This window comes from Gordonia oleivorans (assembly GCF_040044975.1).
In the GTDB taxonomy this organism is placed as follows: domain Bacteria; phylum Actinomycetota; class Actinomycetes; order Mycobacteriales; family Mycobacteriaceae; genus Gordonia; species Gordonia oleivorans.
In genome coordinates, this window is record NZ_JBDZDI010000016.1 from 93,780 (window position 1) to 110,345 (window position 16,566).

Annotated in this window: 16 protein-coding genes; 12 read left to right on the plus strand and 4 right to left on the minus strand. The window is 67.0% G+C overall.

What is annotated here, in order from left to right:
- Positions 1-983: 983 nt before the first annotated feature.
- The 3 genes from eutC to eat are packed head-to-tail and all read right to left on the minus strand — an operon-like array spanning position 984 to position 4,578.
- A complete protein-coding gene (gene eutC, locus ABLE92_RS19430) occupies positions 984-1,757 on the minus strand; it encodes an ethanolamine ammonia-lyase subunit EutC (RefSeq protein ID WP_348806422.1) in 774 nt (257 codons plus the stop codon).
- Positions 1,754-3,160 (minus strand): ethanolamine ammonia-lyase subunit EutB, encoded by a 1,407-nt coding sequence (locus tag ABLE92_RS19435; RefSeq protein ID WP_348806423.1) that lies wholly within the window; start codon positions 3,158-3,160, stop codon positions 1,754-1,756. Before ABLE92_RS19435 ends, eutC begins: the two co-directional genes overlap by 4 nt.
- Positions 3,157-4,578, minus strand: coding sequence for an ethanolamine permease (gene eat / locus ABLE92_RS19440; RefSeq protein ID WP_496560825.1), 1,422 nt, complete (start codon positions 4,576-4,578; stop codon positions 3,157-3,159). The genes ABLE92_RS19435 and eat overlap by 4 nt, the downstream gene beginning before the upstream one ends.
- Positions 4,579-4,794: 216 nt before the next feature.
- On the opposite strand from eat, the gene ABLE92_RS19445 reads away from it, so the two are divergent.
- From ABLE92_RS19445 to ABLE92_RS19460, 4 genes are all read left to right on the plus strand, one after another.
- Positions 4,795-6,315, plus strand: coding sequence for an APC family permease (locus tag ABLE92_RS19445; RefSeq protein ID WP_348806425.1), 1,521 nt, complete (start codon positions 4,795-4,797; stop codon positions 6,313-6,315).
- A 43-nt stretch (positions 6,316-6,358) separates the two neighbouring features.
- Positions 6,359-7,102, plus strand: coding sequence for an IclR family transcriptional regulator (locus tag ABLE92_RS19450; RefSeq protein WP_348806427.1), 744 nt, complete (start codon positions 6,359-6,361; stop codon positions 7,100-7,102).
- Between the two features lie 143 nt (positions 7,103-7,245).
- Complete coding sequence (locus ABLE92_RS19455; RefSeq protein ID WP_348806429.1) at positions 7,246-7,914, plus strand: nitroreductase family protein; 669 nt, start codon at positions 7,246-7,248, stop codon at positions 7,912-7,914.
- A 138-nt stretch (positions 7,915-8,052) separates the two neighbouring features.
- On the plus strand, positions 8,053-8,478 hold the full coding sequence (locus ABLE92_RS19460) for a nuclear transport factor 2 family protein (RefSeq protein ID WP_348806431.1): 426 nt from the start codon (positions 8,053-8,055) through the stop codon (positions 8,476-8,478).
- On the opposite strand, the gene ABLE92_RS19465 is transcribed toward ABLE92_RS19460, so the two are convergent.
- Positions 8,464-10,245, minus strand: coding sequence for a glycoside hydrolase family 15 protein (locus tag ABLE92_RS19465; protein ID WP_348806432.1), 1,782 nt, complete (start codon positions 10,243-10,245; stop codon positions 8,464-8,466). The genes ABLE92_RS19460 and ABLE92_RS19465 overlap by 15 nt on opposite strands.
- A 33-nt stretch (positions 10,246-10,278) precedes the next feature.
- On the opposite strand from ABLE92_RS19465, the gene ABLE92_RS19470 reads away from it, so the two are divergent.
- The 8 genes from ABLE92_RS19470 (at position 10,279) to ABLE92_RS19505 (ending at position 16,548) form a co-directional block, all read left to right on the plus strand.
- Entirely contained in the window at positions 10,279-11,637 is a 1,359-nt protein-coding gene (locus ABLE92_RS19470; RefSeq protein WP_348806433.1) for a glucose-6-phosphate dehydrogenase, read from the plus strand.
- Positions 11,622-12,098: an SRPBCC family protein gene (locus tag ABLE92_RS19475; protein WP_348806434.1), complete on the plus strand. Its 477-nt coding sequence runs from the start codon at positions 11,622-11,624 to the stop codon at positions 12,096-12,098. Before ABLE92_RS19470 ends, ABLE92_RS19475 begins: the two co-directional genes overlap by 16 nt.
- 11 nt (positions 12,099-12,109) lie before the next feature.
- Positions 12,110-12,490: a DUF427 domain-containing protein gene (locus tag ABLE92_RS19480; RefSeq protein ID WP_348806435.1), complete on the plus strand. Its 381-nt coding sequence runs from the start codon at positions 12,110-12,112 to the stop codon at positions 12,488-12,490.
- Positions 12,491-12,744: 254 nt separating this feature from the next.
- A complete protein-coding gene (locus ABLE92_RS19485; RefSeq protein ID WP_348806436.1) occupies positions 12,745-13,257 on the plus strand; it encodes a MarR family winged helix-turn-helix transcriptional regulator in 513 nt (170 codons plus the stop codon).
- Positions 13,254-13,676, plus strand: coding sequence for an organic hydroperoxide resistance protein (locus ABLE92_RS19490; RefSeq protein ID WP_348806437.1), 423 nt, complete (start codon positions 13,254-13,256; stop codon positions 13,674-13,676). Before ABLE92_RS19485 ends, ABLE92_RS19490 begins: the two co-directional genes overlap by 4 nt.
- 9 nt (positions 13,677-13,685) lie before the next feature.
- Complete coding sequence (locus tag ABLE92_RS19495) at positions 13,686-14,114, plus strand: DoxX family protein (protein WP_348806438.1); 429 nt, start codon at positions 13,686-13,688, stop codon at positions 14,112-14,114.
- A 25-nt stretch (positions 14,115-14,139) separates the two neighbouring features.
- Positions 14,140-15,582 (plus strand): DHA2 family efflux MFS transporter permease subunit, encoded by a 1,443-nt coding sequence (locus ABLE92_RS19500; RefSeq protein ID WP_348806439.1) that lies wholly within the window; start codon positions 14,140-14,142, stop codon positions 15,580-15,582.
- Positions 15,583-15,675: 93 nt separating this feature from the next.
- Positions 15,676-16,548 (plus strand): SGNH/GDSL hydrolase family protein, encoded by an 873-nt coding sequence (locus ABLE92_RS19505; RefSeq protein WP_348806440.1) that lies wholly within the window; start codon positions 15,676-15,678, stop codon positions 16,546-16,548.
- The last annotated feature ends 18 nt before the right edge of the window (positions 16,549-16,566 follow it).

Here is a 16,566-nt window from a genome sequence, read left to right on the forward strand (position 1 = left end):
TTTCGCCGGTCGAGCCGGCCTCTTCTGCCGGTGGGATCGCCTATTCCGCCGGTCGAGCCGGGCGGAGCGATAGCGGAGCCCGTGTCGAGACCTGGTGGGTTGGGGCTGGGAGTTGTTGGGCGGGTTGCGTTGTCGGCTTACGAGGTCTCGATACGCGACGAGCTCGCTTCGCTCGCGCGGCGCACTCGACCAGCGGGGGTTCGGTTGGGCCATTCGTTTCGCCGGTCGAGCCGGGCGGAGCGATAGCCGCCGCGTTGAGCTCCGTCGAAACGGAGCCCGTGTCGAGACCTGGTGGGTTGGAACTGGGCGTTGCTGGGCGGGTTGCGTTGTCGGCTTACGAGGTCTCGATACGCGACGAGCTCGCTTCGCTCGCGCGGCGCACTCGACCGGCGGCGGTTCGGTCGGGCCGTTCATTCCGCAGGTCGAGCCGGCCTCTTCTGCCGGTGGGATCGCCAATTTCGCCGGTCGAGCCGGGCGGAGCGATAGCCGCCGCGTTGAGCTCCGTCGAAACGGAGCCCGTGTCGAGACCTGGTGGGTTGGGGCTGGGAGTTGTTGGGCGGGTTGCATTGTCGGCTTACGAGGTCTCGATACGCGACGAGCTCGCTTCGCTCGCGCGGCGCACTCGACCGGCGGGGGTTGCGGTGCGCTCGACTGGGCGGGGTACGCGACGAGCTCGCTTCGCTCGCGCGGCGCACTCGACCAGCGGGGGTTCGGTTGGGCCATTCGTTTCGCCGGTCGAGCCGGGCGGAGCGATAGCCGCCGCGTTGAGCTCCGTCGAAACGGAGCCCGTGTCGAGACCTGGTGGGTTGGGGCTGGGAGTTGTTGGGCGGGTTGCGTTGTCGGCTTACGAGGTCTCGATACGCGACGAGCTCGCTTCGCTCGCGCGGCGCACTCGACCAGCGGGAGTGGCGGTGCACTCGATCAGCGGGAGTGGCGGTGCACTCGACCAGCGGGAGTAGGGGCGCACTCGACCAGGGGGGTTGCTACTCCACCATCGGCATGGCGACCGACGTGTCCTTCAACGCGATTCCCGACGCACCCAGCTTGCGGGCTCCGTCGACGAGTGCCGCGACGATGCGCGCGGCCCCCGCGTAATCGAGGCCGTCGGGCGGGTGGATGTTGGAGATGCAATTGCGTTCGGAGTCACGGCGTCCCGGCTGTGGACCGTAGGTCAGGTAGATGCCCAGACTATCGGCCACCGACAGTCCGGGTCGTTCGCCGATGATGACGATCATGACCTCCACGCCCAGGGCCTCACCGATGTGGTCGCCCAGGGCGACACGTGCCTGGGTGGCGATTACCGGCGGTGCGACACTGCGTTCCGGCGACACCGCCTCGACGATCGCCGCTGCCAGGGCCACGCCGTGGTCGTCGATCGCGGTCGCCGACAGCCCGTCGGCCAGCACGATTCCGATATCTGCACCCGAATTCTGCACGGCGGCAGGGTCGTCGGGTACCCGACCCAGATCCGGGCGACGCAGATACTCGGCCCGATCGGTCGCGCGGCTGGTCACCGTCACCGGCTCGCCGAGGCCCAGGCCGCGCAGGCCGTCGGTGATGGCGTCGGTGGACATGGGGGTGTGGACGGCATCGCGGGCCGCTGCATGATCGGACTGGAACCTCAGCACGTCCGAGGTGGACAGGGCGGAACCGCTGCGCTGCAAACCGATACGGGCCTGAGTGAGGCGACGCATCGGATCCCACGGATCGTCGCCGAACTCCCCGGACCGGTCGACGGGGGCGTTGCCGGTGCTCATGACGCCGCCAATCCACGCAGGGGAGAGGATGCCGGATCGAGCGGTACGACGCGACCATGGTTGTCGGCCATGCCGATTCGCTGCATCCACGCCTCGAACTCCGGCGCGGCACGCAGTCCCATCACCTCACGCAGGTACAGCACGTCGTGGAAGGACAGGCTCTGGTAGCCGAGCATGATGTCGTCGGCACCGGGGACGGTGATGACGAAGGAGACCCCGGCCAACCCGAGGAGGCTGAGCAGTGTGTCCATGTCGTTCTGGTCGGCTTCGGCGTGATTGGTGTAGCAGACGTCGACACCCATCGGCAGCCCGAGGAGCTTGCCGCAGAAGTGATCCTCGAGTCCCGCGCGGATGATCTGCTTGCCGTCGAACAGGTACTCGGGGCCGATGAACCCGACGACGGTGTTCACCAGCAACGGGTCGAGCGCACGCGCCACCGCGTAGGCACGGGTCTCCAGGGTCTGCTGATCCACCGGACGACCACCCGTTCCCAGATGTGCGCCCGCCGACAACGCCGACCCCTGTCCCGTCTCGAGATACATGACGTTGTCGCCGACGGTGCCCCGCTTCAGCGATCGCCCGGCCTCGTTGGCCTCGGTCAGGATCGCCAGGTCGACGCCGAAACCCCGGTTGGCGCCTTCGGTTCCGGCGATCGACTGGAACACCAGGTCGACGGGTGCGCCGTCCTCGATGAGTCCGATGGTGGTGGTGACGTGGGAGAGGACACACGACTGCATCGGGATCTCGAAGCGGGTGCGCACCTCGTCGAGCAACTCCAGCAACGTCGAGGTGGCCTGCGGTGAGTCGGTGGCCGGGTTGATCCCGACGACGGCGTCACCGCTGCCGAGGAGAAGTCCGTCGAGCATGCCCGCGGCGATTCCGCGCGGATCGTCGGTGGGATGATTCGGCTGCAGGCGAGTGGCCAGGCGCCCCGGCAATCCGATCGTGGTGCGAAACGCTGAGGTGACCTCGATCCGTTTGCTGACCGCGATCAGATCCTGATTGCGCATCAGCTTACTGACGGCCGCAACCATTTCCGGGGTCACGCCGGGGGACACCGCGCGCAGTCGTTCGGCGCCGCCGGGCGCGGTGACCTGCTCGAGCAGCCAGTCCCGGAATCCGCCGACGGTCAGATCCGACACCGCTGCGAACGCCGCACGGTCGTGGGTGTCGATGATCAGCCGGGTGATCTCGTCGGACTCGTAGGGGACCACCATCTCCTCGAGGAAGGTGGTCAACGGAAGGTCGGCGAGCACCCATGCGGCGGCGGCACGTTCGGCATCGGATTCGGCTGCGCAGCCGGCCAACTCGTCGCCGGAGCGGGCCGGTGTGGCCTTGGCCATCACCTCGACGAGGTCGGCGAACTGATGGGTGTGCCCGCGCACGGTGTGGCTGTAGGTCACGAGAGTCCCTCTTCGGCGTCGGCAATGGCCTCGAACTCTTCGTCGGCGCTGGCGAAGACCAGCCGCTTGCGGCTGTACAAGCCAAAGTAGCCCATGAACAGTGCGAACACGATGAGACAGCCGGTGGCGGCGGTGATGTCGACGAGGAAGGTGGCGACCACCGCGGCGAGGGCGATGACAAGGGCGAACGACGTGGTGACGATGCCGCCGGGGGTGCGGTACGGCCGCGGCATGTCGGGTTCGCGGACACGCAGCACGATGTGGCTGATCATCATCAGCACGTAGCTCAGCGCGGCACCGAAGACGGCCATGTTGAGTAGCATCGCACCCTCACCGGTCAGTGACAGAACGAAACCGATGACACCGGGAACGATCAGGGCAAGGGTGGGCGACTTGCGAGAGTTGGTCACCGACAACGACTTCGGCAGGTAGCCCGCCCGGGACAGGGCGAACAGCTGACGGGAGTAGGCGTAGATGATGGAGAAGAAGCTCGCGATGAGGCCGGCCAGGCCGATGTAGTTGACCACGGTGTGCGCGACGCCGCCGCCCAGCGCCTCGACCAGCGGATTACCCGAATCCTGCATGGCGTCGGCGCCGCCGGCACCGGAGACCAGGAACAGCACCAGCGCGCACGTGAACATCAGCGCGCACATCGCGGCGATGATGCCGCGCGGCACGTTGCGGGCCGGATCCTTGGCCTCCTCGGCGGCCAACGGGACACCCTCGACGGCGAGGAAGAACCAGATCGCGAACGGGATCGCCGACCAGATGCCGAGGTAGCCGTGCGGCAGGAACGCGCTCGCACCGGCGGCGTCGGTGGGGGCGATGTCGGTGAGGTTGGCCCAGGAGAAGTCGCCGATCGCGACGACCGCGAAGATCAGCAGACCCAGCAACGCGATCGCGGTGATCACGAACATCACCTTGAGGGCCTCGCCGACGCCGGCGAGGTGGATACCGATGAACAGCACATAGGCCGCGAGGTAGACCCACCATCCGTCGGTGTTGCCGAACAGGTGCAGCGACTCGACATAGGAACCGATGAACGTCGCGATGGCGGCCGGGGCGATGGCGTACTCGATGAGAACGGCGGTGCCGGTCGCCATGCCGCCCCACGGCCCCAGCGCGCGGCGGGCGAAGGTGTATCCGCCGCCCGCGGCGGGCAGTGCCGAACTCATCTCGGCCATACCGAGCACCATGGCCAGATACATCGCGGCGATGATGACCGCGGCGATGGCCAGACCGCCGAAACCGCCCTCACCGAGGCCGAAGTTCCACCCGGAGTAGTCGCCGCTGATGACGTAGCTGACGCCGAGCCCGGCGAGCAGCACCCATCCGGCGGTACCGGTCTTCAGGCGACGTTTGTCCAGGTAATCGGTGGTCGCCGCGGCGGTGTCGCGGGCGGACTCGGTCATGCTCATTGCAGCGATCTCTCTCAGTTGGTCGAGCGCGAGAGCGTCGTCGCCTCTCGCAGGGGGATGAACGAGGACCGACGCTACGGGCTGTGTGTCACATCACAGTGGCGTCGAGGTAAGGCCGGTTGAGAATGCCGGGCCGAAAGATTCTCAGGCCGGTTAACACGGATGAAACACAAAAGCGATGCGCGGACATCTGCGCTCGGTCACCGTGGAGACGCCATGTCCTCCACGCCGCAGTCCTCCACTCCGCAGTCCTCCACGCCGCAGCCGCACCGTGAGTCGCCCACTCGCGAGACGCCACTGGTCTCCGACGAGTCCCCGGTCCGGGGACTGACCCGCAGGCAACTCCCATTCGTACCCGTCTTCGCCCAGTCGGTCGCGGCCATCGCCCCGGCCGGTACGTCGGCGGTCACCCCGTTGTTCGTCATCGCCGCCATCAGCGGGACCGGCGGAGTGGTGTCGTTTCTCGTCGCGATGGTGGTCATCGTCGCGGTCGCCTGCTGCATCCGACCGATGGCGCAGCGACTCGCCGTCGTCGGTGGCCTGTACTCCTACGTCGCCCAGGGCTTCGGCCCGCGGGTGGCGTTGCCGACGGCGTGGTCGGCGATCGTCGGCTACGGCTCGGTGAGTATGGCCGGACTGCTGGCGGTCGGTCTGTATCTCAACCACATCGCGGTGAGTGTCGGGGCGTCGACCAGCGTGTCGTTGATCGCGATGTGTCTCATCGTGATCGGCGCGGCCGTGGTGATGGCCCTGCTCATGGTGCGGGGCGTCAAGGTGTCGGCCGCGGCCATTCTCGCCGTCGAGGTGGTTGCCGTGGTGATCATGGTGGCGCTGATGATCTGGCTGGGCGCCTCCCATCGTGACGCGTCGTGGTCGCAGGTGTTCACCCCGCACCTTGACGTCGGGTCGATGGGGTTGAACATCGTTGTGGCCGTGAGTGCTTTCGTGGGATTCGAATCGGCGACGACGCTGTCGGCGGAGGCGCGCAGGCCGTTTCGGACGGTACCCCGCACGGTCCTGTGGACCCCGATCGCCGCGGGCGTGATCTACCTGTTGGCGGTGGTGTCGCAGTCGGTGGCGATGTTCGTTGCGCCACAACAGGTCCGCGACTCGCCGACTCCGCTGGCCGCGCTGTTCCTGGCCGATGGAACCCGGGTGGCGTCGGTGGTCCTCGACATCGGCATCGCGACGTCGTTCTTCGCGTGCGCGCTGGCGTCGGTGAATGCGCTTGTGCGGGTGCTGTTCACGCTGGGACGTGAGCGGGTGGTGCCGCAAGCGTTCGGTCGGGCGCATCCGCGGTTTCACACGCCGGCGGTCGCGACGATCGTGGCGATGGTGGTGATCGTCGCGGGGCCGTTGGTGTTCCTGTGGTGCGGCGGTGATCCGCAGACCGGCATCCGCGACTTCCTGACCCTCTCGGCGCTGGGATACCTGGGCAGTTACCTCACCGCCTGCCTGGCAGCGCCCGCACTGTTGCGCCGGATCGGCGAACCGAGTCGGGTCATCGCGGTGCTCGGTGCGGTGACCGCCCTGGTCATCGCCGTGCTGCTGATCACAGGGCTGACCACCGACGTCGAACACGGACGCATCCTGTGCGGGATCTACGTCGGATCGATGCTGCTGGCCATCGGTCTGGTCGCGGTGGTCGCGGCCCGCGCACCGCACCGATTCGGTGGCGTGGGCGTGTTCGACGCGACCAGCCGCGACGACGTCCTCACGATGGCGACGCTGCGATGACGTGTCGCGGCGACGCGTGCCGACGCGGTGCGGTGGGTGCGCGATGGCGTTAGGACGCTCGGACTCGGTGTCGCGTGCATTGCAGATCATCGAGACGGTGGCCGATCTCGGGATCGGCACCACCGGCCAGGAGATCGCCGAGCATCTGGGGTTGCCGCCGGCCAGCACGTACCGGCTGCTCAACAACCTTGTCGCCGATGAATTCCTGGTCCGCACAGCCGATTTGCGTGGCTTCGCGTTGGGTACCCGGCTGTCGTCGTTGGTGAGTGCGGTGATCCCACCGCCGGTCCCGGCGCGGGCCCGTCAGCTGATCGACGATTTTCGTGGGTCGGTGCGTTTCGCGGTTCACCTGATCTACTTCCGGCCCACCGGCACGTCGGGGACGACACTGCGGGTCCTCGATCCCGACCCGGATCATCCGCTGACCGGAGTCGGCGAGTTGATGCGGTATCCGCACGCGTCGGCGGCCGGCAAACTCATGTTGGCGTCGATGTCGCAGTGGCGGGAGGTCGTCGGCACCACCCTCACGCCCCTCACCCCCGCCACTATCGTCGACCTCGCACACTTGAACGAGGAGATCGCCACGGTCCGACGTACCGACGTGGCGGTCGACGACGGTGAGCTCGTGCCCGAGCATGCGCATGTCGCGGTCCCGATCCTCGACATCGACGGTGACGTGCGCGGTGCGGTGATGATCGGCGGAGTGTCGAGCCGGCTCGAGGCCATCCGGTCGCTGGCCGGCGGTGCCGCCGGACTCGCGAGCGCACTCGGGCCGCTGCTGTACTGACCCGACGGCCGGCCCCGACCCGGCAACGGCACCGACCGACAACGGCACCGACCCGACAGCTGTGGCGGGCGCGGGCATGGTTGCATGGGTGTGCAGGGTTCATCGGGGGCCGGCCACGAGGCACCACCAGCAGGAGCGAGTCCATGGATTTCGACGAGGTCATCCGCACCACCTTTGCCGCGCGCACGTACACCGACGATCCGCTCCCCGACGAGACCCTGTGGCGCATCCTCGACACGGCGCGGTTTGCCCCGAGTGGCGGAAACCGCCAGGGCGCGCACGTGATCGTGGTGCGCGACGACGCGACCAAGCGTGCGCTGGCCGAACTGAGCAAGCCCGGCGCCCGCCGCTACCTCGCGCAGAAGTCTATCGGCGAGAAGCCGTGGAACCCAGTGCATCCCACCGCGATCACCGACGACGACCTGCGCAATGTGGACGACGCCGTCGACGGTTTCGTCGCCCCGCTCGTCCACGCGCAGGTGTTGCTCGTGGTGACCGTCGATCTCGGCGTGGTGGCCGCGATGGATCAGGACCTGGACCGGATCGGCGTCGTCAGCGGTGCATCGATCTATCCGCTGGTGTGGAACATCCTGACCACCGCCCGATCCGAGGGATTCGGCGGCACCATCACCTCGATGGCCGTCGCCGAAGAACCCGCCGTGCGTGAACTCCTCGGCATCCCCGACCAGTTCGCCCTCGCCGCCGTGATCCCGCTGGGCAAACCCGTCAAACAACTCACCAGGCTGCGGCGAGAAGCGGTCGAGGAGTTCGTGACGCGAGAACGATTCGACGGTCCGGCGTTCGCCCCATGACCCGTCGAGTGGGCGCTGTTTCGCGTCGAGTGTGCGCGGTACTCAGTCGAGTGGGCGGACGTCTACATGCACGAGGCAGCCCACGGCGAGAATCCCCCCGTGCGGCCCACGATCGGGAGGTAGGTAGCGTCGGTGTGCGTGGATGCGCAACAGGCGACCGACACCCTCGAGATCCAACACCTTCTCACCGAGTACTGTCGCGCGGTCGACACCCGTGACTGGGATCGGTACCGCCGCGTGTTCACCGACGACGCCGTCATCGACTACCGCTCCTCACCGTTCGGGATCGTCGGCACTGTCGACGAGGTCATCGTCTGGTTGGAGCCGGGTCTGTCGTCGTTGACGATGACCATGCATTACGTGATGAACCTCGACATCGCGGTCGACGGCGACTCCGCGACCGTGATCGCACAGTTCTACAACCCGATGCAGATCCCCGGATTCGACGAGTTGAGTACCTGCGGCGGGTACTACCACCACACCATGACCCGCACCGCCGACGGCTGGCGCAGCATCGGCATGCGGGAGGAGATCGTCTGGTTCGTCAACTCACCCGTCGGCTGAGGTGCCGGCCAACGCATCCGCGGCACGCACAAAAGCCAAGTGTGACAACGCCTGCGGGATGTTCCCGGTCTGACGTCGGGCATCGGTGTCGTACTCCTCGGAGAACAGTCCGACGTCGTTGGCGGTCGCGCAGGCGCGTTTCATGAGATCGTGCGCGTCCTCGATGCGTCCACTGCGGGCATACTGTTCGACCAGCCAGAAGGTACACGCCATGAAAGGGTGTTCGCCACCGTCGATTCCGTCGACGCCGGCGTCGGTGCGATACCGCGTGACCAGGCCACCGACCATAAGTGTCTGCTCAATGCGCTTGACGGTGGCCAATATTCGCCGGTCGTCCGGTTCGCAGAATCCCACCTGTGGAAGTTGCAGGAGGGCGGCGTCGACCTCGGTGGTTCCCTCGTACTGCACGAAGGCGCCGGTGTCGGGGTCGACCAGGGTGGTGTCGATCTCGTGAGCAACCTTGTCGCGCAACCGCTCCCACCGATCCAGTGGCCCCTCGAGGCCGTGGGCCCGGATCGCGCGCACGCCACGGTCGAGGGCCGCCCACACCATCGCCCGGGAGTGGGTGAAACGTCGTGCCTCGCCACGCATCTCCCAGATGCCCTGATCGAGACGATCGATGTTCGCCTCGACCTGGTACAGCAATTCTCGCTGCAGCGACCACGACATCGACGTCTCCTCGAGCCCGGAGTCGCGAGCCGATTCCAGGGCCACCAGGACCTCGCCGATGGTGTCGGCCTGATACTGAGACACCGCCGCGTTGCCGATGCGGACCGGCGACGACCCCTCGTAGCCGGGGAGGTGGGTGAGCTCGCGCTCGGGCAGATCTCGTTCTCCGGCAATGCCGTACATGATCTGCAGCTGTGTCGGGTCGCCGGCGATCGCACGCATCAACCACTTCCGCCAATGCTCGGCCACGTGCAGGAAGCCGTGGCACACCAGGACATCGAGGGTGAGGGCTGCATCGCGCAGCCACACGTAGCGGTAATCCCAGTTGCGGCCGCCGCCGATCTGTTCGGGCAGGGACGTCGTGGCCGCGGCGACGATGCCACCGGTGTCGAGGTTGCTGAGGGCACGCAGCACGACGAGCGAGCGCACCACCTGGTCCCGGTAGGGGCCGTCGTGGTCGATCCGTCCCGCCCAGTGCGACCACCACTCGCGGGTCTCACGCAGCGCGGCGTCGACGTCGAGTGGGTCCGGATCCGGGCGGTAGGAACGTTGCCAGGTCATCACCAGGTCGTCGGTACTGCCCGGGCGGGTGGTGAGGGTCCCGCGGTGCACGTGGTCCTCGGCGTGCAGCGCGACGCCGCGCACGACGACGGCATCCGGGCCGGCGATGCCGCGTAGTGCGGGCTCGTCGTCGTCGCCGGCCTGCAACACCCACGGGACGGTGCGCGCGTAGTCGAACCGCATCCGCAGTTCGGTGCCGAATTCCACACTCCCCTCGACACCGACGACGCGACGAATCACGTCGACCCGTTCACCGTCGATCGGCATGAACTCGTGGACCTCGGCGATCCCGCCGGTCGTCTCCCACCGCGTCACCAGGATCATGGAGTCACCGTCGTAGCGTCGGGTGGCGCGCGCGTCGCGATCGGTGGGTGCCAGCCGCCAGGAGCCGTGTTCCTCGGTGCCGAGTAGTGCACCGAAGATCGACGGCGAATCGTAGCGGGGAACCGACAGCCAATCGATGTCACCGCCGATCGAGATGAGCGCGGCGGTCCGGCAGTCCCCGACAAGTGCGTAGTCTTCGATGTAGGCGGCCATGATTCGATTCTGCCCTCCGACGAAGGAGTAGATATGACGGCAACGACCCTGATCATCTTCGGCGCCACCGGTGACCTCACAAAACGCCTACTGCTGCCCGCGCTCGGGCAGCTTCTCGATCGTGAGCCGGACCGCGAGGTCCACCTGATCGGTGTGGGCCGCTCCGAACGGCCCGACGACCAATGGCGCGCGGAGGTGCGTGAGGCGTTCGGTGACGATGCCGGACCCACCTCACGTAAACTCGCCGACGAAACCGTCTATCGGCAAGGCGATTTGACCAAATCGGACGATCTGTCCGGATTGCTCGACGAGGCCAAGGGCCGCCCGGTGCTCTACTTCGCGGTACCGCCCGCGGTGACGCAACGGTCGTGTGAGGCGTTGCGGGACGTCGACATTCCCGACGGCACCATCCTGGCACCCGAAAAGCCCTTCGGCACCGACGAAGCCAGTGCCCGCAAGCTCAATGCCCTGCTCACCGAACTCGTTCCGGAAGAGCAGGTGTTCCGCGTCGATCACTTCCTCGGTCAGTCGGTCCTCCTCGATCTCCTGAGTATTCGGTTCGCCAACAGGCTGTTCGAGCCGGTGTGGTCGGCGGACAGTATCGAGTCGGTGGTCATTCGGTACGACGAGAGCATCGGATTGGAGGGGCGCGCCGACTTCTACGAGAAGGAAGGTGCGTTGCGGGACATGGTGCAAAGCCACCTGCTGCAGTTGCTCGCGGTGGTCGCCATGGATCCGCCCGCCTCGCTGGCAGAACGCGACCTGCGTGACGCGACCGGTGCGGCGTTGCGCGCCACGCACATCTGGGACGACGACCCGGTGGCGTCCTCGCGTCGTGCCCGCTACACCGCGGGCGAGTCCGGTGGTGAGTCGATGCCGTCGTACGTCGACGAGGACGGTGTCGATCCCGCACGCAACACCGAGACCCTGGCCGAGGTGACACTCGGGGTGAGATCGGCTCGCTGGCAGGGAGTTCCCTTCACCCTGCGATCCGGCAAGGCGCTCGAAGCGGACAAGGAGATCGCGTTGACGTTCCGCCCACTGCGCCACATCCCCGCACAGTTCGGCACCGATGTGGCGCCCAACGTGGTGCGGCTGCGTCTCGGACCGGACGCCATGTCGGTCCAACTGAATGTCCACGACGGTGCCGATCCGTTCACCCTCAAGACCATCGACTTCGACACCGACCTCGGCAGCGGATCGGTCCGCGCCTACGCCGAGGTGTTGTCCGGCATCCTCGACGGTGACGCCACACTCGCCGTCCGTGGTGACGCGGCCGAACAGTGTTGGCGCATCATACAACCCGTCATCGACGCCTGGGAAGCCGACAGGGTCGCGATGGATGAGTATCCGGCGGGCAGCACCGGACCGGCGGGATGGCCGTCGTTGTGACCGCCCGATCGCAGATCGCCTCGGTGCGTGTGGATATCGATGCGCCCGTCGACGTGGCGTTCGGCTATCTCACCGATCCTGACCACAGACCCGAGTGGCAATCGAGCCTGTCACGCATCGACGACGTGGTCGCGATGGGTTCGCGTCCTGGTGATGTGGGGAGCAGTTGGCGTGACATCACCCGGGTTCCGCTGGTCCGCCCGGCGATGGAGGTGGTCACCAACGAACCCTGCCGTCGCTGGGCGGAAATCGGCCGTTGGGGACCCGTCGACGCCGAACTCGTCCTCGAATTCGCTTCTCCCGCTGAGGATCGCACCAGTGTCACGGCCACGGCGGTGATGACCGTACCGACCGTCGCGGCACCAACACTTTACGTTCTGCGTCTGATCACCCCCGCGGCATTGCGCAGCGATCTGAAAAGGGCTGCTGCTCTGCTGAAGTCACCAACCACCACCCCATAGCGAGGAACCTCATGTCCGACCGACCGCACCTCACACCCGACGCCACCCATCCGATCACCGTCGAACCGACCCCGGGGCGGGTGCGGGTGTGGCTGGGCGACACCCTGATCGCCGACACCACCCGTGCCCAGACCCTGCGTGAATCAACCTATCCGGCAGTGCAATATGTACCACGCGCCGACGTGGTCGCCGAAGTGCTGACCGGCAGTGACCTCTCGACCTACTGCCCTTACAAGGGAGACGCCGGCTATCACGGCCTGCGTGATGCGACGGGAACCGTGCTGCAGGACAAGGCCTGGTTCTACGCCACGCCGTATGCGGCCGTCGCCGAGATCGCCGATCATCTGGCGTTCTACCCCGACGCGGTGCGGATCGAGATATCGGCGGGTTGAGGCCCGGTGGGTGGATGCTGGTCCTCGCGTGGGGTTGTCGGCTTTCGGTGGTCTCGACTCGGCGCTCGCCCTGGGGGCTCGCACCGGCTCGACCGACGGTTGTGACGACTACCCGCTGGTCGAGGCCCGTGTCTGCCGGGCCGCGCTTGGAGAGGTCGAGGCCACCTTCGTAGGTGATAGCCGATGCCGGACCGCCAACCTTGTGCCACACAACTAGGTTGCGCAACATATAAATGACGTCTACAGTCGATGACGTGAACAGCCCACGCCTCGATGACCAGTTGTGTTTCGCGTTGTATGCGGCCTCGCGGGCCGTGATCGCTGCCCAACGCCCTGGCCTGCGAGAACTGGGACTCACGTATCCGCAGTACCTGGTGATGATGGCGCTGTGGGAGCAACGATCGGTTCCCATCGGCGGATTGTGTGAACGACTGCACCTGGATTCGGGGACGGTGTCGCCCTTGGTGCGCCGCCTCGAGTCGGCGGGTCTCGTGCGTCGTCGTCGCTCGCCGGAGGACGAACGGTCCGTCATCGTCGAACTGACCGACGAGGGCGCGGCGATGTCGGATCGCTCGGATTGCGTCACCGCTGCGCTCGCCGATTCCGTCGAGGCGTTGACCGCGGACGGTCACGAACCCTCGGTGACGGCCGACGACCTCGGTCCCCTCAAGGCAGTCCTGCACAACCTCGTCGACGAACTCGATCGACTCAATTCCGTTCAGACACAACGAGAACAATCACAACGGCAACAAGGAGAATCCGCATGAGTCACCTCTACACCGCCGAAGCACTGGCCACCGGCGACGGCCGCAACGGACACGGACGCACCTCGGACGGACGCGTCGACGTCGACCTGGCCACGCCCAAGGAACTCGGTGGCACCGGTGAGGGCACCAACCCCGAGCAGCTGTTCGCCGTGGGATACGCGGCCTGCTTCCACAGTGCACTCCGGGTGGTTGCGCGTGCCGAGAAGGCCGACGTGACCGATTCTGCTGTCGGCGCACGGGTCTCGTTGGACTCCGACGCGGAAGGGCGTTTCGGCATCGCGGTCGACCTGGAGATCACGCTACCCGCCGTCGACAAGGCCACCGCGCAGGAACTGGCGGAGAAGGCGCATCAGGTGTGCCCGTACTCCAACGCGACTCGCGGCAATGTCGATGTCACCCTGACGATTTCCGAGGACTGAGGGCCAACCATGTCACTTGCATCGCTTGCGCCGACCACGACGCCCCAATCCCGAGGGCGAGCCGCAGCCCGCATCGCGCTCGGAGCGGTCCTCGCACTGGCCGGCATCGGGCACATGACATTTCAGCGTGACGAGTTCCAGGCCCAGGTCCCCGACTGGGTGCCGGTGGGCAAGGACTTCACGGTCCTCGCCTCCGGGGTCGTGGAGATCAGCCTCGGCGCGGCACTGATCGCACTGCCACGGCATCGCCGCATCGTCGCGGGAATCGCCGCACTGTTCTTCATCGCGGTGTTCCCCGGCAACATCCATCAGTACGTCGCCCACATCGACGCCTTCGGACTCGACTCCGATACCAAACGACTGGTGCGGTTGTTCGGTCAGCCCGTGCTCGTCCTGTGGGCCCTCGCGGCAGGCAGCGACGGAAAAACGAAGAGCTGAACGCGATCACGACTGCATTCCCCACATGACCACCCCGATCTCGAGCGCGCGAGGACGTTGGCTGATCGCCGCGTCGGTGCTCGGATCGGGTGTGGCATTTCTCGACGGCACCGTCGTCAACGTTGCCCTGCCGGCGATCTCGCGCGACCTCGACACCGGACTGCAGGGCCAGCAGTGGGTACTCGACGGCTACCTGCTGACCCTCGGCGCCCTTCTGCTGATCGGCGGGGTCGCCGGGGATCGGTACGGCCGCCGCCGCGTGTTCGTCGGTGGACTGGTGCTGTTCGCCCTGGCATCGATCGGATGCGGATGCGCCCCGACCATCGGCTGGCTGGTGGCGGCCAGGCTCGTCCAGGGAATTGCCGCGGCCGCAGTGGTGCCGGGCAGCCTGGCACTGATCAATGCCGGCATCGACGAAGACGATCGTGGCCGGGCGGTCGGCCTCTGGGCCGGGATGTCCGGAGCAACAAGTGCATTGGGACCGTTCGTCGGAGGCTGGCTGGTCGACGCGGTGTCGTGGCGGTGGGTCTTCCTGCTCAGTGTTCCGCTCGCTGCCGGAGCGATACTGATTGCGCTGAAACACATCCCGGAGTCCCGCGATGGATCGGCAACCGGCCGGCTGGATCTCGCGGGCGCACTGGCGATGACCATCGGACTGGCCGGGGTGATCTATGCCCTGATCGAGGGTCCGGCACGCGGCTGGGGGACCGGTACGATCGTCGCCGCCGCGATCGGAACCCTCAATCTCTGCGGGTTCCTCATCGTCGAAAACCGGTTGCGCACACCATTGTTGCCGCTTGAGCTGTTCCGGTCCCGCCAGTTCTCCGGGGCGAACCTCACCACCCTGCTGGTGTACGCGGCCCTCGGTGGGGCGCTGTTCCTGCTGGCGTTGCAATTACAACAGAGCATGGGGTACTCGGCCCTCGAGGCCGGAGCCGCGATGTTCCCGGGCACGGTCATCATGCTGTTCGGGTCGCCCGCCGCGGGCGCCATCGCCCAGCGCGCCGGCCCACGGATACCGATGACGATCGGCCCCGTGATCGCCGCCGTCGGCTTGGGTCTGATGGCCAGAGTCGTTCCCGGACAGCACTATCTGACGTCGGCCTTTCCCGCCGTGGTGCTCTTCGGGATCGGTATGACGGTCACCGTGGCCCCGTTGACCGCCGTGGCGCTGGGCGCGGTCGACGATGCACACGCCGGTACCGCGGCGGGCGTCAACAACGCCGTGGCCCGCATCGCGGGCCTGCTGGCGGTCGCGGTCCTTCCAGCCGTCGCCGGGATCACGGCCGGACCGGGTGAACCGCTGGGTGACGGATTCGGCGTCGCGATGCTGATCGCGTCCGCCATGTGCGCGGTGGGTGGACTCGTCTCGGCGCTCACAATCTCTTCCGGAGCAGGGTTTCGTCCCCAGGTGATCCCGGCGGTCAACAGCGCCTGCCAGGACCCGGCCACCCGACGTCCCGTCTGATCTCTTCGCCGGTCCCAACGGTCGAGTCGTCGGCTACCTGCAGGGATGCTAATCTCATCGCCGGTCGTCGGGGCTGATCTCGGGTAGGTGGACATGCTCCGTGACGTCTTCGTGTGGCGTCGTGCCGTTTTCGTGCTCATCGTCGGTCTGTCGGCGCTGACATCGGTCATGACGCTCGCCCCGGCGGGCGCTGCCCCTGCTGCCGCCTCGGCGTACTATGTGGCGCTGGGTGATTCGCGTGCGACCGTTGCCTCCTGGACCGCACCGTTCGTCGACGGATGTGGTCGCGGCCCGGACTCTTACCCGCTGCTCGCTGCGACGACACTGGGCGTCTCGGTGACCACGCGGGCCTGCGGCGGCGCGACCACTGCCAACGTGACCACCACACCGCAACTCACCCTCCACGGCTTCATGCGCCCGCAGATCGAGGCGCTGCCGGCACAGACACGGGTGGTGACCCTGTCGATCGGCGGCAATGACATCGGCTGGTGGGGGCTGATCTCCCCGTGCTTCGCACCGATCTTCGGCATGGACGCACGATGCCGAACGAACACGTCGATGGCCTCGACCATCGACACCGCACTGGACGGACTGGCACCGAAGATGGACACGACGTTGCGCGCGGTGCACGCCAAGGCCCCATCGGCCCGGGTGCTCGTCGTCGGACACGGCGGCTACTACGGGGCGAAAGGCTGTCCTGGACAAGCGAACATCAGCGACGCCGATGTTCCCGTCGTGACCCGGTTCTTCGACCGGTTCAACGATGTGCTCCGATCCGCGGCCGCCAGATCGGGCGCGGAGTTCGTCGACATCGCCACACCCGCCCGGGGACACGACGCGTGCGCCCCCGACGCCCTGCGATGGTTCCAGGGCAACAGTGACGCGCTCACGGTTCAGGCCCGTCACCCCACCCCGCTGGGTCGGCGGGCCATGGCCGACATCGTGGCGTCCGCCATCGGAAGGTGACGGGGCCCAAGCGCGACG

Coding starts and splice junctions, on each gene's coding strand:
- eutC (WP_348806422.1), bottom strand. CDS start 1,757: ATGAGCACCGGCAACGCCCCCGTCGACCGGTCCGGGGAGTTCGGCGAC.
- eat (WP_496560825.1), bottom strand. CDS start 4,578: ATGAGCATGACCGAGTCCGCCCGCGACACCGCCGCGGCGACCACCGAT.
- ABLE92_RS19445 (WP_348806425.1), top strand. CDS start 4,795: ATGTCCTCCACGCCGCAGTCCTCCACTCCGCAGTCCTCCACGCCGCAG.
- ABLE92_RS19450 (WP_348806427.1), top strand. CDS start 6,359: ATGGCGTTAGGACGCTCGGACTCGGTGTCGCGTGCATTGCAGATCATC.
- ABLE92_RS19455 (WP_348806429.1), top strand. CDS start 7,246: ATGGATTTCGACGAGGTCATCCGCACCACCTTTGCCGCGCGCACGTAC.
- ABLE92_RS19465 (WP_348806432.1), bottom strand. CDS start 10,245: ATGGCCGCCTACATCGAAGACTACGCACTTGTCGGGGACTGCCGGACC.
- ABLE92_RS19470 (WP_348806433.1), top strand. CDS start 10,279: ATGACGGCAACGACCCTGATCATCTTCGGCGCCACCGGTGACCTCACA.
- ABLE92_RS19475 (WP_348806434.1), top strand. CDS start 11,622: ATGGCCGTCGTTGTGACCGCCCGATCGCAGATCGCCTCGGTGCGTGTG.
- ABLE92_RS19480 (WP_348806435.1), top strand. CDS start 12,110: ATGTCCGACCGACCGCACCTCACACCCGACGCCACCCATCCGATCACC.
- ABLE92_RS19490 (WP_348806437.1), top strand. CDS start 13,254: ATGAGTCACCTCTACACCGCCGAAGCACTGGCCACCGGCGACGGCCGC.
- ABLE92_RS19495 (WP_348806438.1), top strand. CDS start 13,686: ATGTCACTTGCATCGCTTGCGCCGACCACGACGCCCCAATCCCGAGGG.
- ABLE92_RS19500 (WP_348806439.1), top strand. CDS start 14,140: ATGACCACCCCGATCTCGAGCGCGCGAGGACGTTGGCTGATCGCCGCG.
- ABLE92_RS19505 (WP_348806440.1), top strand. CDS start 15,676: ATGCTCCGTGACGTCTTCGTGTGGCGTCGTGCCGTTTTCGTGCTCATC.